This is a genomic window from Chelatococcus albus, assembly GCF_030067675.1.
GTDB classification, from domain to species: Bacteria; Pseudomonadota; Alphaproteobacteria; order Rhizobiales; family Beijerinckiaceae; genus Chelatococcus_A; species Chelatococcus_A albus.
Genome location: NZ_JASJEV010000005.1, coordinates 95,721 through 112,406, shown reverse-complemented (window position 1 = coordinate 112,406; position 16,686 = coordinate 95,721). Strand labels below are relative to the sequence as shown.

The following is a 16,686-nucleotide window of genomic DNA, read 5'->3' as shown; positions in this document are numbered from 1 at the left end:
CGCAACGACGGAAGTTCGCGCCCACCTCCAAGGATCACAGCCTCCAAAGGAAGAAGGGCGCGGCCAAGGCCGCGCCCTTCTTCCTTTGGATTTCCGACGCCCGAGCCCCGAGGCCGGGCCGGGCGCTCAGTCGAAGCGGCCGGTGGCATGAGCGAGCATGGTGTAGACCTTGCCTGTCTCCGAGGTCAGGTAGGTCTTCGCCATCATCGAGTCGCGATCCTGGCGCGAGACCTCGGCCAAGAGCCGCTCGAACTCGTCGATATAGCGGTCGACCGTATCGCGGAACTCGTCGTCGCGGCGGTACTTGCGGCGGATTTCCTCGAATGTCTGCTGGCCCTGCAGCGTGTAGAGCCGGCGGGTGAAGACATTGCGCTCGCCGCGCTTGTAGCGGTCCCACAGTTCAACGGCGGCGTCGTGGTCGATCATGCGGGCGATGTCGACCGAGATCGAATCGAGGAGTTCGAGCGTGTGGAGCGCCGGGCGCTCGCCGCCGCGCGCGGGCGCTGCCGCCGCGCCCCCCTTGGGCTCGACAGGCACCGGCTGAGCCGGCTGCTCGTCCCGCGAGGCGCGCACCAGGAGATCCGACAGCCAGCCGCGCTGCCCACCGCCGGCGGCCGGGGCCACGGGGGTCGCCGTCGGCTGGACCGGGGCGGCAGGCTTGGCCGGCTGCGCCGTCTCGGCGCGCGGCGGAGCAGGCGGGCGCTGGCGGGCCTCGGCCGGGGCGGCCGGAGCCGCGGTGGCCGCCGGCGCTGCCGGTGCGGGTGTCGGCGCGCTCACCGCCTCGGGAGCGCGGAAGCTCGCGGTGGTCGCCGCGACAGCACGGGTGCCGGCCGTTTCCGCGCGGCGCGGCGCGGGCGCTTCAGCCGCCACGTCGTAATTGCGGCCCGAGCGCGTGACGATCTCGGTGAGCTCGTTGAGCGCCTTGATCTGGTCGGCCACCACGCGCCGCATGGCGGACGCGCTCTCCTGCGTCTCGCGCGGCAGTTCCACGACGCCCTTGCGCAGTTCGGCGCGCGTCGCCTCCAGCTCGCGCTGGATCTCCGCCGTCATGCCGCGCAGCTCGCCGGTGGTCGCCCGGAAGCGTTCGGTGGCCTCCGTGAGGGCCTGCCCCATTTCGCTGACGACCTGCTCGTAGGCCTGCCGCAGGGCTGCGGCGGTGCGCTCGCGTTCCTTGCCCGTCGCCGAGCGGATCAGGTCGAACTGCTCGCCGATGGCCGCCGTGCTGGACTGAGCGCTGTCGGCGAGAAGCGTGCCGATCTGGCGCGCCTTGAGCTCGGCGCTCTTGAGCGATTCCTCGACGAGCGAGTTGAACGAGGTCGTGATCGACTGCATGTCGCCCGTGCGCTCGCCGATGAGTGCGAGCAGGTTCTCGAGCGCCTCCTTGCGCTGGGCGAGCGAGTAGCCGACGCGGGTCTCGACCGCTTCGAGGGTCTTGGCCGCGTCCGTGATGGCCTGCACGTGGTGGCGTGTCACCTCGGCGACGGTGCGGCCCTGCAGGTCGAGCTTCTCGGCGACGTCGGCCGCTTCCCTCAGCGTGCCTTCGGAGATTGCCTTGAGGGCCTCGACCTGGGTCGCGACTTCGGCCGACGCCTTTCCGGTCTCCTCCGAGACGGCCGTCAGGACGTTCTCGAGCTCACGCACGCGCGTCGACAGGCCGTCCTCGACGTAGGCGAGATTGGAGCTCGCGCTCGCGGTGATCTGCTGCAGGAGCCTGTTGGCCTCGCCCAAGCGGTCGAGCACGCCCGAGAGCTCACCCTTCAGGCGCTCGTTCGTGGCGACCAGCGACGTGATGGACTGGCTGGTGCCGGCGTCGATAGCCTCGCGCAGGGCTTCGCTCGACCGTGTGAACAGGGCGGTCAGTTCCTCGCTGCGGTCACGCAGGGCCTCGACGACGGAGGTGCCGCGCGCCTCGAGCGTGCGCACCACGGCGTCGCCCACCGACGACACCTCGCGCGCCACCGCCTCGCCGCGCTCGGCGATCGAGGCGACGACGTCCGCCCCCTTCTCGTCGAACAGCGCGGCGAGTTCGCTCGCGCGGGCACCGAGGGAGGCGTCGAGCGTCTCGGCGCGCGTGGCGAAGGTGTCGGCCAGGGCACGGCCGCGCTCGTCGAGCGTGACGCTGAGGCCGTCGAGACGATCGACGACACGCTCCTCGAATCGAGCGACCCGCAGATCGAGCGTATTGGCGATGTCGAGGGCGCGCCCGCCGAGCGTGCGGTTGATCTCCTCGGCCTTGGCGGAGAGGGTCTCGGTCAGTTCTTCGCTCTTGGCGGCGACGACGCTGCCGATCTCGTCGGCCTTGGCCGCCAGCACCTGAGTGACCTCGCGTCCGCCCTCCGCCAGCACGCGCGCGATCTCGCCGGTGCGGGCAACGAGCGCGTCGTTGAGGGCGGCGGCGCGCGTGCCGAGGTTGCTGTCGATGCGGCCGAGGAGGCCCTCGAGCGAGCCGGCGATCTCGGCACTCTTGGCCGTCGAGCGTTCCTCGAAGGCGGCGATCTGCGCCTCCATGGTGGAGGCGGCCTCGCGCGCACGTTCCGCCACCTTGTCGGCGAGCACCTGGCCCTGGGTGGTCAGGAGGCCCTCAACGTCGCCGAGGCGGGCGCCGACCAGGGCCGTGAAGGCCGTGGCGTCGGCGGCGATCTTCTCCGCCAGAGCGCGGCCCTTCGAGCCCACGGTCTCCTCGAAGGCGGCGAGGCGTTCGGCAAGGGTCGCGTCGAGCCGTTGCCCGCGGGTCTCGATGCTCTCCTCAAGCATGGCGAGGCGGTTGCCGAGCGTGGCGTCGAGGTCGCGCCCGCGCAGCTCGATGGCGTCCTGGAATTCGCCGAGCCGTGCCGAGAGCGTGTGGTCGAGCGAGCGGGTGCGGCTCTCGACCGTGTCCTCGAAGGCGGCGAGACGAGCGTAGAGCGTCGTCTCCAGCTTGTCGCCGCCCGTCTCCACGGTCTTCTCGAAGGCGGCGAGCTTGGCGCCGAGCGTCTCGTCGAGCAGGCGGCCGCGCGTTTCGACCGTCTTCTCGAAGGCGGCGAGGCGGTTGCCGAGGCTCTCGTTCAGCAGGCGGCCACGCGTGTCGACGATCTCCTCGAGGGCCGTGAGCTTGGCGCCGAGTGCCTCGTCGAGGGCGCGGCCGCGCGTCTCGATGGCGGCTTCGAAGGCCGAATGGCGGGCGGCGAGCACGGAATCGAGCTCGCGCCCCCGGTTTTCGATGGTCTCGGCCAGGGAATGGGCGTTGCGCGACAGGGCCTCGTTGATCCGCGAGCCCTGTGTGGCGATGGCGAGCACCACCTCCTTGCCAGTGCCGGCGAGCAGGGTCTGCACCTCGCCGGCGTGCGAGGCCATGACCTCGCGCATGTCCGCCGCGCGGCCGGCCAGCTCCCGGGCGAGGGTCTGGGCGCTCTCCTCGAAGGCGACGCGCGCGCTCGCGGTGCGCTCGTCGAGGAGGGTCGCAATGCGCGTGCCGGTGATGGAGAGGCCCGTCTCCAGAAGGCGAGCACCGTCCTCCAGCGCCGAACGGGCCGACTGGGTGCGCTCCTCGACGAGGCCCGCCATGCGTTCCCCGGCGGCGGTCAGCGCCTCCTCCAGCGTCCTCACGTTCTCGTCGAACAGGGCGCGGGCGTTGGCGGCGCGAGAGTCGATGAGCGAGGTGATGCGCTCACCCGTCGTGCTCAGCGTATCCTCCAGCGCGCGGGCGCCCTCGGCGAGTGCAATGCGGGCGCTCGCCGTCTGGTCCTCGAGCACGGCGGTGACGCGCGAGCCCGTTGAGGAGATGGCCTCCTCCATCGAGCGGACACCCTCGTCGAGCGCATTGCGTGCCGTGGCGGTGCGTTCTTCAAGCAGCGAGATGATGCGCGTGCCCGTGCCGGAGAGGGCTTCCTCCAGCGCCTGGGTGCCATGGGCCAGCGTCGACCGGGCTTCCGCCATGCGCTCCTCGAGGAGCGAGGCAATGCGCGTGCCCGTGCCCGACAAAGTCTCCTCGAGCGCCCGCGTGCCCTCGGAGAGCGTGGAGCGCGCCTCGGCCGTGCGCTCTTCGAGGAGCGAGGCGACGCGCGTGCCGGTGTCGGCGAGCGCTTCCTCGAGCGAACGGCCATGGACCGTGATGGTCTCGTGGATGCGGTCGCCCGTCTCGGCGAGGCGTGCCGCGAGACCGTCGCCGCGCGAGGCGATGGTCTCGGCGATCTCCCGGCCGGTCTCCGCGATGCGCTGGCTGACCTCGGCGCCGCGCTGGCCGACCGACAGGGCGAGCTGCTCGCCCGTCGCCTTGAGCGTGTCGTTGACCTCCATGGCGCGCTGCGCGATCGATTCGGCAACGCCGGCACCCGTCTCGGCGAGCGTGCGGGTAACCTCGGCGGCACCTTCGCTGAGGCCGCTGCGCAGCACATGGCCGGTGCGCTCGATGGCCTCGCTGATCTCCCGGGCCTTGCCGTCGAGGGCGGAGGTCACGGCGCCGCTGGCATCGGCCAGCCGGGCGTTGACGCCCTCGCTCGTCGCCTGCAGGCGCTCCACGAGGTCACCGCTGCGCGCGGAGATCTCGTCGATCATCCGATCGCCCGCCTTGCCGAGCGCGATGGTGATCTGCTCGCCCTTCGAGCCGAGTGCCTCGGTGACGCGCGTGCCCGCGGCGGAGACGGCCTCGGCGATGGTGCGGCTCGCCGATTCGAGCTCCTGAGCCAGGTTTTCGTGCGCGCCGGAGATGGAGCTGCGCACCCGCTCCGCATTGGCGACGATCGCCTCGCGCTGGGCGACGAGTTCGTCGATGAGGCCGCGGATGCGGATCTCGTTGTCGCCATAGGCGCGTTCGAGGGTCGCGATCTCGCTGCGCACGAGCGTCTCGAGCTCGCCGGCGCGGGCGAGCGCCCGTTCCACGCCGTCGCCCATGGCGGCGACCTCGCGGCGCACCGCCTGGGACAGGGAAACGACCGACTCGGAGGAGATCGTCTCGGGTTGCGCGAGGCGGACGGCGACGCCCGTCATGGCGCGGGCGACGAGGCGCATCTCCTGCGCACGGGTGTAGAGCGCGGCGAGGACGAAGAAGAAAAGCACGGGGCCGGCGAGCGTGAGGCCGATCATGCCCCAGTCGGAAGCGGCGAGCATGCCCATGGTGCCCTCGACGCCGGCATGACCGACGCCGTAGCGGGCATAGAAGAAGGCGCCCGCCGCGCCGAGCCATGCGATCGAGGCGAGGGCCGCGAGCCAATAGGCGCGGGAGGAGGGGCGCGCCTGCAAGGCCTGCAGCAGGGCGCCGACGGACTGGCGGTCGTCGTTTGCGACGCGCGAGGGATCCGGGGCAATGACCGCCGGGCGCAGGGCTTCGTCGTGCAAGGTGGGACGGGGTGTGCCGGGCGCGGGGGCGGCACTGCCGCCGTGCGCCACATCGGCGAAGAGGTCGCCGTCGTCGATATCGGGGAGGCGAAGGTGTTCGGACGGGAGAGGGGAGGGCTTCGGCTCGGGCAGTTTGCGCGCCGTTGCCGCCTTGTGGTCCGCAATTCCCAGATTCAACGCCTGCTCGATGGCCGACAGCGCCGCTTCCGTCGGATCCTTGAGCTTATTGTCCTTGGACATGATTGCCGCCTCACTCACGCCACGCACGGCACGCCGCCGTTTCGCGGGCGGCCTCAGCCCCCGAAACGCCACCGCCCTCCGGCCCTGCCCCTATCGGGGCCGCCGGCCGGGACGGACCTGCCCACCGTTTACCAAGCGGAGTTTAGTCGTGGCCCCTAGGGTTGGAAACCCGACGGTCGCATGGATTGAGAATTTCGTTAACGCCTTGTTCACCATTAGGCTGTGGCCTTCCGGCCCCGCACGGGGCGCGTACTTATCAACGCCTTTCTGCGGGCTGCCTTGTCGGCGAGGGCGGGATAGGGCGGCAAGGCGACAGGCGTACAATGGCGACGAGCGCACATACCGGGCGGGAGCCCGGCCTCGATCCGGCGGTCCTCGATCGCGCCTTCCTTGCCGCCCAGACCCTCGGCGACGAGGATCTGGCGCGCGAGCTGCTGGTTCTCTTCCGCGACCAGGCGCGCCTTCATCTCGCTGCGGTCCGAACGACGGACAACACCAAGCAGCGTCGGGATGCGATGCATACATTGAAGGGAGCGGCGCGGGCGATCGGCGCCGGGCGTGTGGCGGCGGCGGCAGAGGCGGCCGAATCGGCGCTCGACGAGGTCCAGGCCGGCTCGATGCTCCCTCGGATTCTCGATGCGCTCGTCGAGGCGCTCGAGGAAGTGGAGGTGGTGATCGCCGTGATTCTCGCCGAGCCCGCCGGCCCGGCGGCGCCCTGAACCCTGTGGAGGGGTGGGACAGGCGTGCCGCAAGAGCCGCTGACGTCGGCTTGAAAAGGGCCTAAACAGGCCGCCGGAAAGGTGCTGCGGAGTCCCTCATGCCCAAGATCACCTTCGTCGACGCGGAAGGCACGGCCCGCACGGTCGAGGCCGAGGTCGGCGCGACCGTGATGGAGACGGCCGTGCGCAACGCCGTTCCCGGCATCGACGCCGAGTGCGGCGGGGCCTGCGCCTGCGCCACCTGCCACGTCTATGTGGAGGAGGAGTGGCGCGAGGCTGTCGGCGAGCCGGAGGCGATGGAGGAGGATATGCTCGACTTCGCCTTCGACGTGCGTCCGAACTCGCGGCTGTCCTGCCAGATCCGCGTCAGGTCGGATCTCGACGGCCTCGTCGTGCATACGCCGGCCCGGCAGGGATGAAGGGCACGGGTGGCGTGCCAGCCGCTGCGTGGCCTCAGCCGGCGAGCGGCATGTGGATATCGGTGAGCAGTTCCTGCTGCGGCACTTCGCGCGGCGAGTTGCGATAGATCTCGTAGGCCGGGCCGCAGGCGAGCGACTCGCCGCTTGCCGGCAGCCAGTCGCGATAGAACCATTCATAGGCCTGGCCGAGTTGCGTGTAGGGGCCGCGGTGGCTCATCCGCGCATAGCGCCCGGCGGCGAGCGTCACGATGCCCACCTCGTCAACGCCCGTCATCTCGGCCGGGACGACGACGCCGGCATCGGCGCGTAGCGCCGCGACGGGGACCTCCGCCGGATTGTCATAATAGACGCCCACTGCGGTCGGGTGCGCCATGCCGCGGCCCGTCGCCCAGGCGAGGATGCGGTCGAAGGCCGGACCCACCTCCGCATAGGACCCGACGTGTCGGATCACCGCGAGGCGCAGCGGGGGCATGTTCAAGATCACGAGCGGGGTCATGGTCGCTCTCCGGGGCAAGGAAGGCGGCCGCGATGGGCCGCCTGTGCAGCGTATCGAAATACCTATATGCGAAGCAAGCGTCCCACTTACCGCGCGAGCGGCAGGCAGATGTCGGTGATCAGGTCGGGCGGTGGCACTTCCTGCGGGGAATTGCGATAGATCTCATAAGACGGCCGGTCGGCCGGTTCCTCGCCGCTTGCGGGCAGCCACTCACAATAGAGCCAGTCGTAGGCGCTATGCAGTTCATGGTAGGGGCCCTTGTAGCGCAGCACCGCGTGGCGCCCCGCCGCGAGGGTGACGATGCCGACATCGCCGTCTCCCCGCACCGACTCGGGTACGGTCACGCCGGCATCCGAGCGCAGCGCGCCGGCCTGTACCGAGGCCGGGTCGTCGTAGAAGACCCCCACCGAGAGGGTATCGGCACCCATGAGGCCGCGCGTCTGCGCCCAGTCGCAGATGCGATCGAACGTCTTGCCGATCTCCATGTAGGGGCCGGTGTGGCGGATCGCGGCGAGGCGCAGCGACGGCAGGTTCTCAATCGTGACGTCGAACATGATGGTCGTCTCCCTTTCGGATCTGCGCGAGGAAGGACCGAGTGCAAGGCCGCGCTGGCGGAAGGCCAGGGGCGGCAGGCCGTAGTTCGCAGTGAAACTGCGGCTGAAGGCCGCCGTCGAGCCGTAGCCGGCGCGCTTGGCGACGAGCTTGATCGGCTCGGCGCCGCCCAAGAGGGCCATTGCGGCCCGGTGCAGCCTCAGGCGTCGCACCGTCTCGGCTGCCGTCTCACCCAGCATCGCCCTGTAGATGCGGTGGAAGTGGTAGGGGGAGAAGCAGGCGACGCCGGCGAGGCGCTCAAGGGCGAGTTCCTCGTCGAGATGTTCGGCGATGTAGCGCGCCACGCTCGCCATCCGCCGCACATAGTCCCGCCGGGTCGAGGGCTTGCCGTGCATGATCGCCCTCCATGCGGGGCGGACCATAGGGCGAGACCGTTGATCGCGGTTGCGCATTTCATTGCCTGATCATTGGGGAGCGGGGCGCGCCCCTGCGGTCGCGACATGGGAGGTCTGCGCGACGCGGGATGTTGACCTCGCTCAATGCCCCGGCGAGGCTGGGGTGCTGCGCTCCGGCGAGAGCCAAATGGGGGTTTCGATGTTCAAGAACATTCTCGTGCCGGTCGACATCGCCGAGGTCGAGATTTCCAAGCACGCCATCGAGAGGGCCGTGGCTTTCGCCAACAACTCGGGCGGCTCCGTCCGTCTCATCTACGTGCGTTCCATCTTGCCAGTGACCTTCATGGAGTTCGTCCCCCCGGATTTCGACAGCGAGCAGCAGGCGGACTGCGAGAAGAAGCTTGCCGAGGTGGCCGCCACCGTCCCCCTGCCGAAGGACCGCGTGTCCTCCGTCGTGCATATGGGCTCGGTCTACAACGAAGTGCTGGAGGAGGCCGACCGCATGAAGGCCGACCTCATCGTCGTCGGCTCGCATCGCCCGGCGATGTCCACCTACCTTCTCGGCTCGAACGCCTCGACCATCGTGCGCCACGCTACCTGCTCCGTGCTTGTTGTGCGCGAGAACGGAGACACGTGATCCGCCGGCGCTCCCGGTGCGGGCCGGCGGTCGTCAGGGCAGCAGGTCGGGCGGCACGGCGTCGGGCGCGAACTCACGCGGGCGGTTGCGTCGGATCATCGGCATAAGCTGCCAGAGCGTGACGGCGAGGACCGCGAGGCCGAGGAGCGCGGCCGCCGGCGCTGCCTGCATGGAGGCGCGCAGGGAGAAGGCGGCAAGGCCCATGACCGTCAGGCTCGTGACGGCGACGAGCAGGAGCCAGGACAGGCGGCTGCGGCCGGCGAGCAGGCGCGCCCTCGGATTGGCCTTCGCCACCGCTGCGACGAGGGCGAGCACGAAGCGCCGGTAGTTCTCGTCCTCGCGCCGCGCCTCGACCATCGTCCTCCAGTCGAGATTGGTCAGGGAGAGCTTGCGCCCGTCGGCAAGCAGGAGCGTCGTGCGGAAACCCTTGCTCGTCACGTTCTTGGGCTCGTAGGTCAGCCGCAGGCTCTCGACGGCGGCGAGCGCCACGGTGCTCACCTTGCGGCCGGAATCGACGACGAGCCTGTCTCCCTCGAGACGGAAGGCGTTCTCGAAGCCGACCGGCTTCGGCCGATGGCGATAGGCGAGGGCGCCCGTGTCGCGGTCCTCGGCGGATGGTGCATCGTGCGGAAGCATGTCCGTCATGGGGCGGCTGGGTCGGCTGCGCGTCAGCGCGTCAGCTCGCGCATGGCCCGGTCGAGCCCGTCGAGCGTCAGCGGATACATGCGATCGCCGAAGATCTGGCGCACGAGCGCGATCGAGCGTGTGTAGGCCCAGTTCCGCTCCGGCACGGGGTTCAGCCAGACGCTCTTGGGGAAATGAGCGAGCATGCGCTCGAGCCACACCTGGCCTGTTTCCTCGTTCCGGTGTTCCACGGAGCCGCCGGGCATGGCGATCTCGTAGGGGCTCATCGAGGCGTCGCCGACGAAGACGACGCGATAGTCCGAGGGGAAGGTCCGGATCACGTCCCAGGTCGGGATCGCCTCGTCGAAGCGCCGGCGGTTCTCCTTCCACACCCGCTCGTAGAGGCAGTTGTGAAAATAGAAGTGGTCGAAGTGCTTGAACTCCGAGCGCGCGGCCGAGAACAGCTCCTCGGCCTTCTCCACGTGCCAGTCCATGGAGCCGCCGACGTCGAGGAAGAGCAGCACCTTCACGGCGTTGTGGCGCTCGGGCACGAGCTTGACGTCGAGATAGCCCTTGTGCGCCGTCTCGCGGATGGTGCCGTCGAGGTCGAGCACCTCCGGTGCGCCCGTGCGGGCAAAGCGGCGCAGCCGGCGCAGCGCCACCTTGATGTTGCGCGTGCCGAGCTCGACCGTGTCATCGAGGTCCCTGAACTCGCGCTTGTCCCAGACCTTGACGGCACGAAAGTTGCGATTGCCGTCCTGGCCGATGCGGATGCCTTCCGGGTTGTAGCCATAGGCGCCGTAGGGCGAGGTGCCGCCGGTGCCGATCCACTTGCTGCCACCCTGATGGCGGCCCTTCTGCTCGGCGAGGCGCTGCTTCAGCGTCTCCCACAGCTTGTCCCAGCCGAGCGCCGCGATCTCGCGCTTCTCCTCCTCTGTCAGATAGCGCTCGACGAGCTTGCGCAGCCACTCCTCGGGAATCTCGGCCCGTTCGACCGCCTCACCGAGCGTCTCCAACCCATTGAAGACCTTGCCGAAGACCCGGTCGAACCTGTCGAGGTTGCGCTCGTCCTTCACAAGGCAGGCGCGCGAGAGATAGTAGAAATCCTCGACCTTCTTCCCGGCGAGATCGGCGTCCAGCGCCTCGAGCAACGTCAGATATTCCCGGAGCGTGACCGGGATCCTGGCAGCGCGCAGTTCTGCGAAGAAGGTGAGGAACATGCCGCCTTTCTATCAGGCTGTGCGACCGGTGTCGCCGGCCGTTGGCGCCGCCCGCCGCAATTGGCCGACCGGACGAAAGAAGAGCCGCCGGCGAACCGGCGGCTGGAAGGAGGGTGAAGCTCAAACGCTGTGATGTCGGGGGCTACTGCTCCGCTTCGGCATGTCGCATGCGATGGGCGCGCCCACCCATGCCCATGGGATGGCCGCCCTGGGCGTTGCGCATCAACATGCCGAAGCGGCGCTTCTGCGCGTCATCGAGGCTCTTGTAGAGCGGCTCGGCCGCATCGGCGATCTTCTTCATGTTGGCGGCGCCGCTGCTCATCATCTCGGCGTGCATGCGCAGGCGCTCGATCGGGTTGGGCTCCTCCCTCGCCTCGCGGCGCTCCTCGCGCATCTTGGCAAAGCGCTCGGCGCGGGCCTTGGCCGTGTCGCGCAGAGCGACCTCCAGCGCCGGCCAGTTCTTCTCCTGCTCCGTCGTCAGTTTCAGGCCCGCCTTCAAGGCTGCGATACGCGCGTCCGTCAGAGCCGAGAAATCCTCGGGTGTCATGCGGTGTTGGGCGGGCCCGTCGGCACGTGGGCCGCCGCTCGGCTGGGCCTGCGCCGTGATGGCGAAGGCAGAGCCGGCGACCAGGGCTGCGACGGTCGCGGTGGCGAGAGCTCTCTTCATGAGGTCCTCCTGTCAGAGTGACCTCAACATGTGCCTCACCCGCCGATCATTCAAATTAAACTTCAGTAATGAACTGGACATTAATTTGTAATTTGTGTAAACATATATTAACTTTCGGCGATAATTTGTATGTGTATCGTATATCACATGTGATATTCGTCGCGTCAGTAGTATGTATGTGTATAGAATCCAGTCTGATCTGCTCAGTATGGGTGTGATTTGGTTGAGCGTAATGCGAGCATTATGGCGAATGTCACGATTCGCGCTCGAAATTTGACGGGCGGTTCCTCATTCCTGTCACGCCGGCCGGATCTGCGCCGGTGTGCTGGGAGATCGATTCATGCGCATCGTGCTCATTGAGCGGCGGCCAGCCGCGGCGCCGGAGCGGCGGGTCATGCACGCGATGCTGAAGCGCATCGCAGGCCTTCTTGCCATGCTGGCCCTGGGGGTTGCGATGCTCTCGCTCGTTGCGCCAAGCTGAGCGGAAGGTGTCAGCGGCGCTCGCCCTTCATGGCCTTGAGCTCCTGGCGCACCAAGTCGCGCCTGTCGTGGACGGCGGCGATGGCGAGCCCCATGGGCACGCCGAGGCCGACGAGCGCTGCCTCCGACAGCTGCAGGCTTGCCTCGATGGTCTCGGGCACGGCGTGGGTGACGCCAAGGGTGTAGAGATGGCTCGCGTGGCGAGCGTCGCGGGCGCGTGCCACGATGACGAGGTCGGGCCGGAGCCCGCGCGCGATCGAGACGATATCGTCCACGGCGCGCGAGGCGTCGATGGTGACGATGAGGGCGCGTGCCTCCTCGATGCCGCAGCGGCGCAGGAATTCGCGCCGCGTGGCGTCGCCGTAGAACACCGGCTTTCCCGTGCGTCGCAGCAGCGCCACGAGGGCCGCATTGGCGTCGGCCGCGAGATAGGGGATGCGCTGGCCCTCCAGCATGTCGGCGACGAGCTGGCCGACACGCCCGCAGCCGATGACGATGGCGCGTGCCGTGCCATCCTCCGGCGGGGCAACGCGCGCCTCCGCCGGCAGTTCGTCGTCCGGCGCGAGGCGCACGGTGCCCCATACGGCGAAGCGGCCGAGCACCGGGATGAGCGCCATGGTCAGGGCGGTGAGGACGAGGGCGAGGTCACCGGTCTCGGCACCGATGAGCTTCAGCGACACGGCGATGCCCAGGACGACGAAGGCGAACTCGCCGCCCGGACCGAGCAGCAGGCCGAGCTCGGCAGCGACAGGGGTCGACAGGCCGAAGGCCCGGGCGAGCAGGAAGAGGATGGCGCTCTTGGCGACGACGAGCCCGAGCACGGCTGCAAGGAGCAGGAGCGGTTCACGCGCCACGAGCCCGATGTCGACCTGCATGCCGACACTCAGGAAGAAGACACCGAGCAAGAGGCCCTTGAAAGGCTCGATGGTGACCTCGACCTCGCGGCGGAACTCGGTCTCCGCGAGCAGCAGGCCGGCGATGAAGGCGCCGAGCGGCATGGAGAGCCCCGCCGCGCCGGTGACGAACGCCGTGCCGACGACGACGAGCAGCGTCGCGGCCATGAAGAGCTCGGGGCTGTCGGTGGCGGCGACGAGGCGGAAGAGGGGGCGCAGCGCGAGGCGCCCGAGCCCGGCGATGACGCCGATGGCGAGCACCGCCTGCGTGAGCGCAAGCGCGAGCCCCCCGGCGACCGAGCCGTCGGTGCGGGCGCCGAGCACGCCCACCATGAAGAGGATGGGTACGACCGCGAGATCCTGGAAGAGCAGCACGGCGAAGCTCGCGCGCCCGGCGCCGGTGGCAAGGCGCCTGCGCTCGGTCAGCGCGCCGAGGACGACGGCCGTCGACGACAGGGCCAGGGCGCTCCCGAGCACCACCGCTGCATCGGGAGGGGCGCCGAGAGCGGCTGCGGCGAGTGCGAGCACGACGCTCGACAGCACCACCTGCGCCGCGCCCAGGCCGAAGACGAGGCGCCGCATCGTCCACAGGCGCGTCCAGGAGAGTTCGAGGCCGATGACGAACATGAGGAAGACGACGCCGAACTCGGCCACGCGCTCGATCTGCGTGGCATCGCTCACCGTGATGTAGCGCAGGGGCGGGAAGGCGCTGGCGAGGCGCGACAGGCCGTCGGGGCCGATGAGGATGCCGATGCCGAGGAAGCCGAGCACCGGGCTGATCTTCAGCCGGTGCACCACCGGCACGACGATGCCCGCCGTGGCGAGCACGATAAGGGCGTCCTTGTAGGCTTCGATAGGAAGAGCTGCGGCCATCGGCCTTCCGCGATTGGGCGTACACCTTTCATAGTGGGCGATGGCGGGGCAGGTCGCCAAGAAAATCAGCTGGAGCGGACATCGCGGGCACGGCGGTCTCGCCGCCGCCCGCGCCCCTGCTGCACCGCGCCTCCGTCGTGGCGGAACAGCCGTCGACGCAGGCTCAGCTGGCGGCTACCACCAGAAAGGCCCCCACACGCCGTAGTTCCACGAGGCGTCGCGCAGCATCATCGCCGTCATCTGCCGCTGGTCGGCCAGGCGCTGCTGGAAGGCCATCTGCTGGTAGGTCTGATAGGCCGTCTCGTCACCGTAGTAGAGGCACTTGCAGATCGTCGGATCGGCATAGAGATAGGTGATGCGCCCGTCCTGGCTGCGCTGTGCGAACTTGTGCGGCGGCAGCGCCGTCAGCGCAGCAACCTTGTCCGGCGTGTCGGCGACCTTCACCTTGAAGCCCGCCGCAGCGAGCATGTTCTCCCTGTTCTCGACCGTCGACACGCAACCGGCGAGGACGGATGCGGCGGTCACGGCGGCGAGCAGGGGTACGAGCTTCGGCATGGCGGTCGGCTCCGGCTAGTCTCTTTGCAGGTGATGGAAACGCGGCTGAAGAGCCCGAAAAAAGGCGGAACAATTCTCCATCGTCCCGCTGTGGTTCGACGTTGCCGGAGGGGCGGCAGTTGGTCAAGCGCCGTTGCCGAGCGTCACCACCAATAGGGCCCCCAGCCGCGCCAGCGCCACCGCCACGCGGCGTCCTGCAGCATGATGGCCGTCGTGCGTTGCTGGTCGGCGAGACGCTGCTCGAAGGCTATGCGCTGGTAACGCTGATAGGCGGCCTCGTCGCCGTAGTAGAGGCACTTGCAGACGTCGGGGTCAGCATAGAGGTAGGTGAGCCGGCCGGCGAGCGTGCGCCGGGTGAACTTGTGCGGCGGAAGCTGCGAGAGCCCGGCGAACTTGTCGGGCGTGTCGGCGAGCTTCACCCGGAACCCCGCCGCCGCGAGGAGATTTTCGCGGCTCTCGATCGTGGAGACGCAGCCTGCGAGCATAAGCCCCACGACGACGGCCGCATGCGGCCTGAAGAACGCCATGACGCCACCCTCCACAAGGGTCGCGGCACGGACGGCGAAGCGCCGTCCCGCACGGCGGACGATGGCGCCGGCCGGCGCGGCGCGTCAAGGCTCCTGGGGGTGGTGCTCCTACACGTTGTCGCGACGCTTCCGGCGGTCGCGGAGCGCGCCCGTCACGGCCCGCTCGCGGCGAGAGCCTGGGTGAGGTCGGCGATCAGGTCGTCGGGATGCTCGATGCCGATCGACATGCGGATGGTCGCGTCCGAGATGCCGATGCGCTCGCGCGTCTCCTTCGGCACGCCGGAATGGACCGTCGTCGCCGGATGGCAGACGAGCGATTCCGTGCCGCCGAGGCTCACCGCCAGCTTGAAGATGCGCAAGGCATTGAGGAACCTGAAAGCCTCCGCCTCGCCGCCGGCGATGTCGAAGGAGAAGGTGGTGCCGGCCGCCGTGCACTGGCGCTCGAAGACGGCGCGCGCGGGGCTGCCCTGCGGGAGCTCGGCCGGATAGTAGACCTTGTGCACCTTGGGATGGGCAGCGAGGAAGCGCGTCACCGCCTCGGCGCTGCGGCAGGCCGCCGTCATGCGCAGCGACAGGGTTTCGAGCGAACGGGCGAGCATCCAGGCCGAATGCGGGTCGAGCTGCGTGCCGATGGCGCCCCGCAGGAGCTTCACCGGTCTGATCAGCTCGCGCCGGCCGAGGGCGGCGCCGGCCACGAGATCGGAGTGGCCGCCGACATATTTCGTCAGCGAATAGACGACGATGTCGGAGCCGAAGTCGAGCGGCTTCTGGAAGATCGGGCCGAGCAGGGTGTTGTCGCAGACAACGAGCGGCTTGTGCTTCTGCCGCGTGGCGATGTCGTCCGCCACGCGCCGAACGAGGGCGAGGTCGACGAGGCTGTTGAGCGGGTTCGACGGTGTCTCGACCAGAATGACGGAGACCCGGCCCTTGGCCATGGCCTCCTCGGCGGCCGTGCGCACGGCCGCCTCGCTCACGCCGTCGACGAAGCCGACCGCTCCGATGCCGAACGGGGCGAGGGTCTTCGCCACCAGCGTCTCGGTGCCGCCGTAGAGGGGCTGCGAATGCAGGATCACGTCGCCGGGACGGGCGTAGGTGAGGAGCGTCGTGGCGATGGCCGACATGCCGCTCGAGAAGATCGCTCCCATCTCGGCGCCCTCGTAGACGGCGAGGCGGTCCTCGACGATCTCGGAATTGGGATGGTTGAAGCGCGTGTAGACGAGGCCCGGTTCGACGCCTGGCGCAGGCTCGCGCCGGCCGGCAGTGTAGTCGAAGAAGTCGCGCCCCTCTTCCGCCGAGCGGAAGACGAAAGTGGAGGTCAGGAAAACCGGCTGCTTGACGGCTCCCTCCGACAGGGCCGGGTTGTAGCCGTAGCCGAGCATCAGCGTCTCGGGGCGGAGCTTGTGGTTGCCGATGCGATCCTTGTGGTAGTCAGCCGCCGTCATGTGAGCCTCCGATCCGCCGATCCGCGCGGGCGCGGGTGTTGTCGCGACGATAGGGTGCCCGGCGTGGCATTGCTCGGCAAAAGAGGATAGCAGGAGCCCTTGCCAAGGGCAGAATCTGCCAGCGAAAGGGCTCGTCGGGACAGATGACGATCGATCAGACCGACCGGCGTATCCTGCGCGTCCTGCAGGAGAACGGCCGCATCACCAACCAGGAGCTCGCCGAGCGCGTCGGCCTGTCGCCCTCGCCCTGCCTGCGGCGCCTGCGCCGGCTGGAGGCCGCGGGCGTCATCCGCGGCTACACGGCGCTCGTCGACCAGAAGGCCTACGGTCTGCCCATCAATGTCTTCGTGTCGATCAAGCTCAAGCACCAGAACGAGGCGGACATCGCCGAGTTCGAGAAGGCCATCGCCGGTTGGGAGGAGGTCGTCGCCTGCTATCTGATGACCGGCAGCCAGGACTATCTCCTGCGCGTCGTCACCGACGGGCTCGAGAGCTACGAGCGCTTCGTCAAGGCCAAGCTCACGCGCCTCAAATGCGTGAGCGCGATCGAGTCGAACTTTGCCATGGGCATCGTCAAGGACGGCGCCGTGTTCCCCTCAGTCATCCCATGAGGCTCCCGGGAAGCGGTGCGGCC

Annotated in this window: 15 protein-coding genes; 5 read left to right on the top strand and 10 right to left on the bottom strand. The window is 69.1% G+C overall.

Going from position 1 to position 16,686, the window contains the following annotated elements:
- Window positions 1-126: 126 nt before the first annotated feature.
- Complete coding sequence (locus QNA08_RS09630) at window positions 127-5,553, bottom strand: apolipoprotein A-IV repeat region-like domain-containing protein (protein ID WP_283740488.1); 5,427 nt, start codon at window positions 5,551-5,553, stop codon at window positions 127-129.
- A 323-nt stretch (window positions 5,554-5,876) separates the two neighbouring features.
- Between QNA08_RS09630 and QNA08_RS09625 the strand changes: the two genes are divergently transcribed.
- Entirely contained in the window at window positions 5,877-6,272 is a 396-nt protein-coding gene (locus tag QNA08_RS09625; protein ID WP_283740487.1) for an Hpt domain-containing protein, read from the top strand.
- Window positions 6,273-6,370: 98 nt separating this feature from the next.
- Window positions 6,371-6,691 (top strand): 2Fe-2S iron-sulfur cluster-binding protein, encoded by a 321-nt coding sequence (locus QNA08_RS09620; protein WP_283740486.1) that lies wholly within the window; start codon window positions 6,371-6,373, stop codon window positions 6,689-6,691.
- A gap of 34 nt (window positions 6,692-6,725) precedes the next feature.
- On the opposite strand, the gene QNA08_RS09615 is transcribed toward QNA08_RS09620, so the two are convergent.
- A complete protein-coding gene (locus tag QNA08_RS09615; RefSeq protein ID WP_283740485.1) occupies window positions 6,726-7,187 on the bottom strand; it encodes an AraC family transcriptional regulator in 462 nt (153 codons plus the stop codon).
- A gap of 86 nt (window positions 7,188-7,273) precedes the next feature.
- Window positions 7,274-8,134: an AraC family transcriptional regulator gene (locus QNA08_RS09610; protein WP_283740484.1), complete on the bottom strand. Its 861-nt coding sequence runs from the start codon at window positions 8,132-8,134 to the stop codon at window positions 7,274-7,276.
- 199 nt (window positions 8,135-8,333) lie between these two features.
- On the opposite strand from QNA08_RS09610, the gene QNA08_RS09605 reads away from it, so the two are divergent.
- Complete coding sequence (locus QNA08_RS09605; RefSeq protein ID WP_283740483.1) at window positions 8,334-8,771, top strand: universal stress protein; 438 nt, start codon at window positions 8,334-8,336, stop codon at window positions 8,769-8,771.
- A 33-nt stretch (window positions 8,772-8,804) separates the two neighbouring features.
- On the opposite strand, the gene QNA08_RS09600 is transcribed toward QNA08_RS09605, so the two are convergent.
- The 3 genes from QNA08_RS09600 to QNA08_RS09590 form a co-directional block, all read right to left on the bottom strand.
- Window positions 8,805-9,416, bottom strand: a complete 612-nt coding sequence (locus QNA08_RS09600) for a hypothetical protein (protein ID WP_283740482.1) — start codon at window positions 9,414-9,416, stop codon at window positions 8,805-8,807.
- A gap of 23 nt (window positions 9,417-9,439) precedes the next feature.
- Complete coding sequence (locus QNA08_RS09595; RefSeq protein ID WP_283740481.1) at window positions 9,440-10,615, bottom strand: vWA domain-containing protein; 1,176 nt, start codon at window positions 10,613-10,615, stop codon at window positions 9,440-9,442.
- Between the two features lie 142 nt (window positions 10,616-10,757).
- On the bottom strand, window positions 10,758-11,282 hold the full coding sequence (locus QNA08_RS09590) for a Spy/CpxP family protein refolding chaperone (RefSeq protein ID WP_283740480.1): 525 nt from the start codon (window positions 11,280-11,282) through the stop codon (window positions 10,758-10,760).
- Between the two features lie 340 nt (window positions 11,283-11,622).
- On the opposite strand from QNA08_RS09590, the gene QNA08_RS09585 reads away from it, so the two are divergent.
- Window positions 11,623-11,763, top strand: coding sequence for a hypothetical protein (locus QNA08_RS09585; protein ID WP_283740479.1), 141 nt, complete (start codon window positions 11,623-11,625; stop codon window positions 11,761-11,763).
- Window positions 11,764-11,773: 10 nt separating this feature from the next.
- On the opposite strand, the gene QNA08_RS09580 is transcribed toward QNA08_RS09585, so the two are convergent.
- From QNA08_RS09580 to QNA08_RS09565, 4 genes are all read right to left on the bottom strand, one after another.
- Window positions 11,774-13,528 (bottom strand): cation:proton antiporter domain-containing protein, encoded by a 1,755-nt coding sequence (locus QNA08_RS09580; RefSeq protein WP_283740478.1) that lies wholly within the window; start codon window positions 13,526-13,528, stop codon window positions 11,774-11,776.
- A gap of 174 nt (window positions 13,529-13,702) precedes the next feature.
- Window positions 13,703-14,083: a hypothetical protein gene (locus tag QNA08_RS09575; RefSeq protein ID WP_283740477.1), complete on the bottom strand. Its 381-nt coding sequence runs from the start codon at window positions 14,081-14,083 to the stop codon at window positions 13,703-13,705.
- Window positions 14,084-14,226: 143 nt separating this feature from the next.
- Entirely contained in the window at window positions 14,227-14,610 is a 384-nt protein-coding gene (locus QNA08_RS09570) for a hypothetical protein (protein ID WP_283740476.1), read from the bottom strand.
- A 152-nt stretch (window positions 14,611-14,762) separates the two neighbouring features.
- Entirely contained in the window at window positions 14,763-16,052 is a 1,290-nt protein-coding gene (locus tag QNA08_RS09565) for a cystathionine gamma-synthase family protein (protein ID WP_283740475.1), read from the bottom strand.
- Between the two features lie 143 nt (window positions 16,053-16,195).
- On the opposite strand from QNA08_RS09565, the gene QNA08_RS09560 reads away from it, so the two are divergent.
- On the top strand, window positions 16,196-16,663 hold the full coding sequence (locus tag QNA08_RS09560) for an Lrp/AsnC family transcriptional regulator (protein WP_283740474.1): 468 nt from the start codon (window positions 16,196-16,198) through the stop codon (window positions 16,661-16,663).
- The last annotated feature ends 23 nt before the right edge of the window (window positions 16,664-16,686 follow it).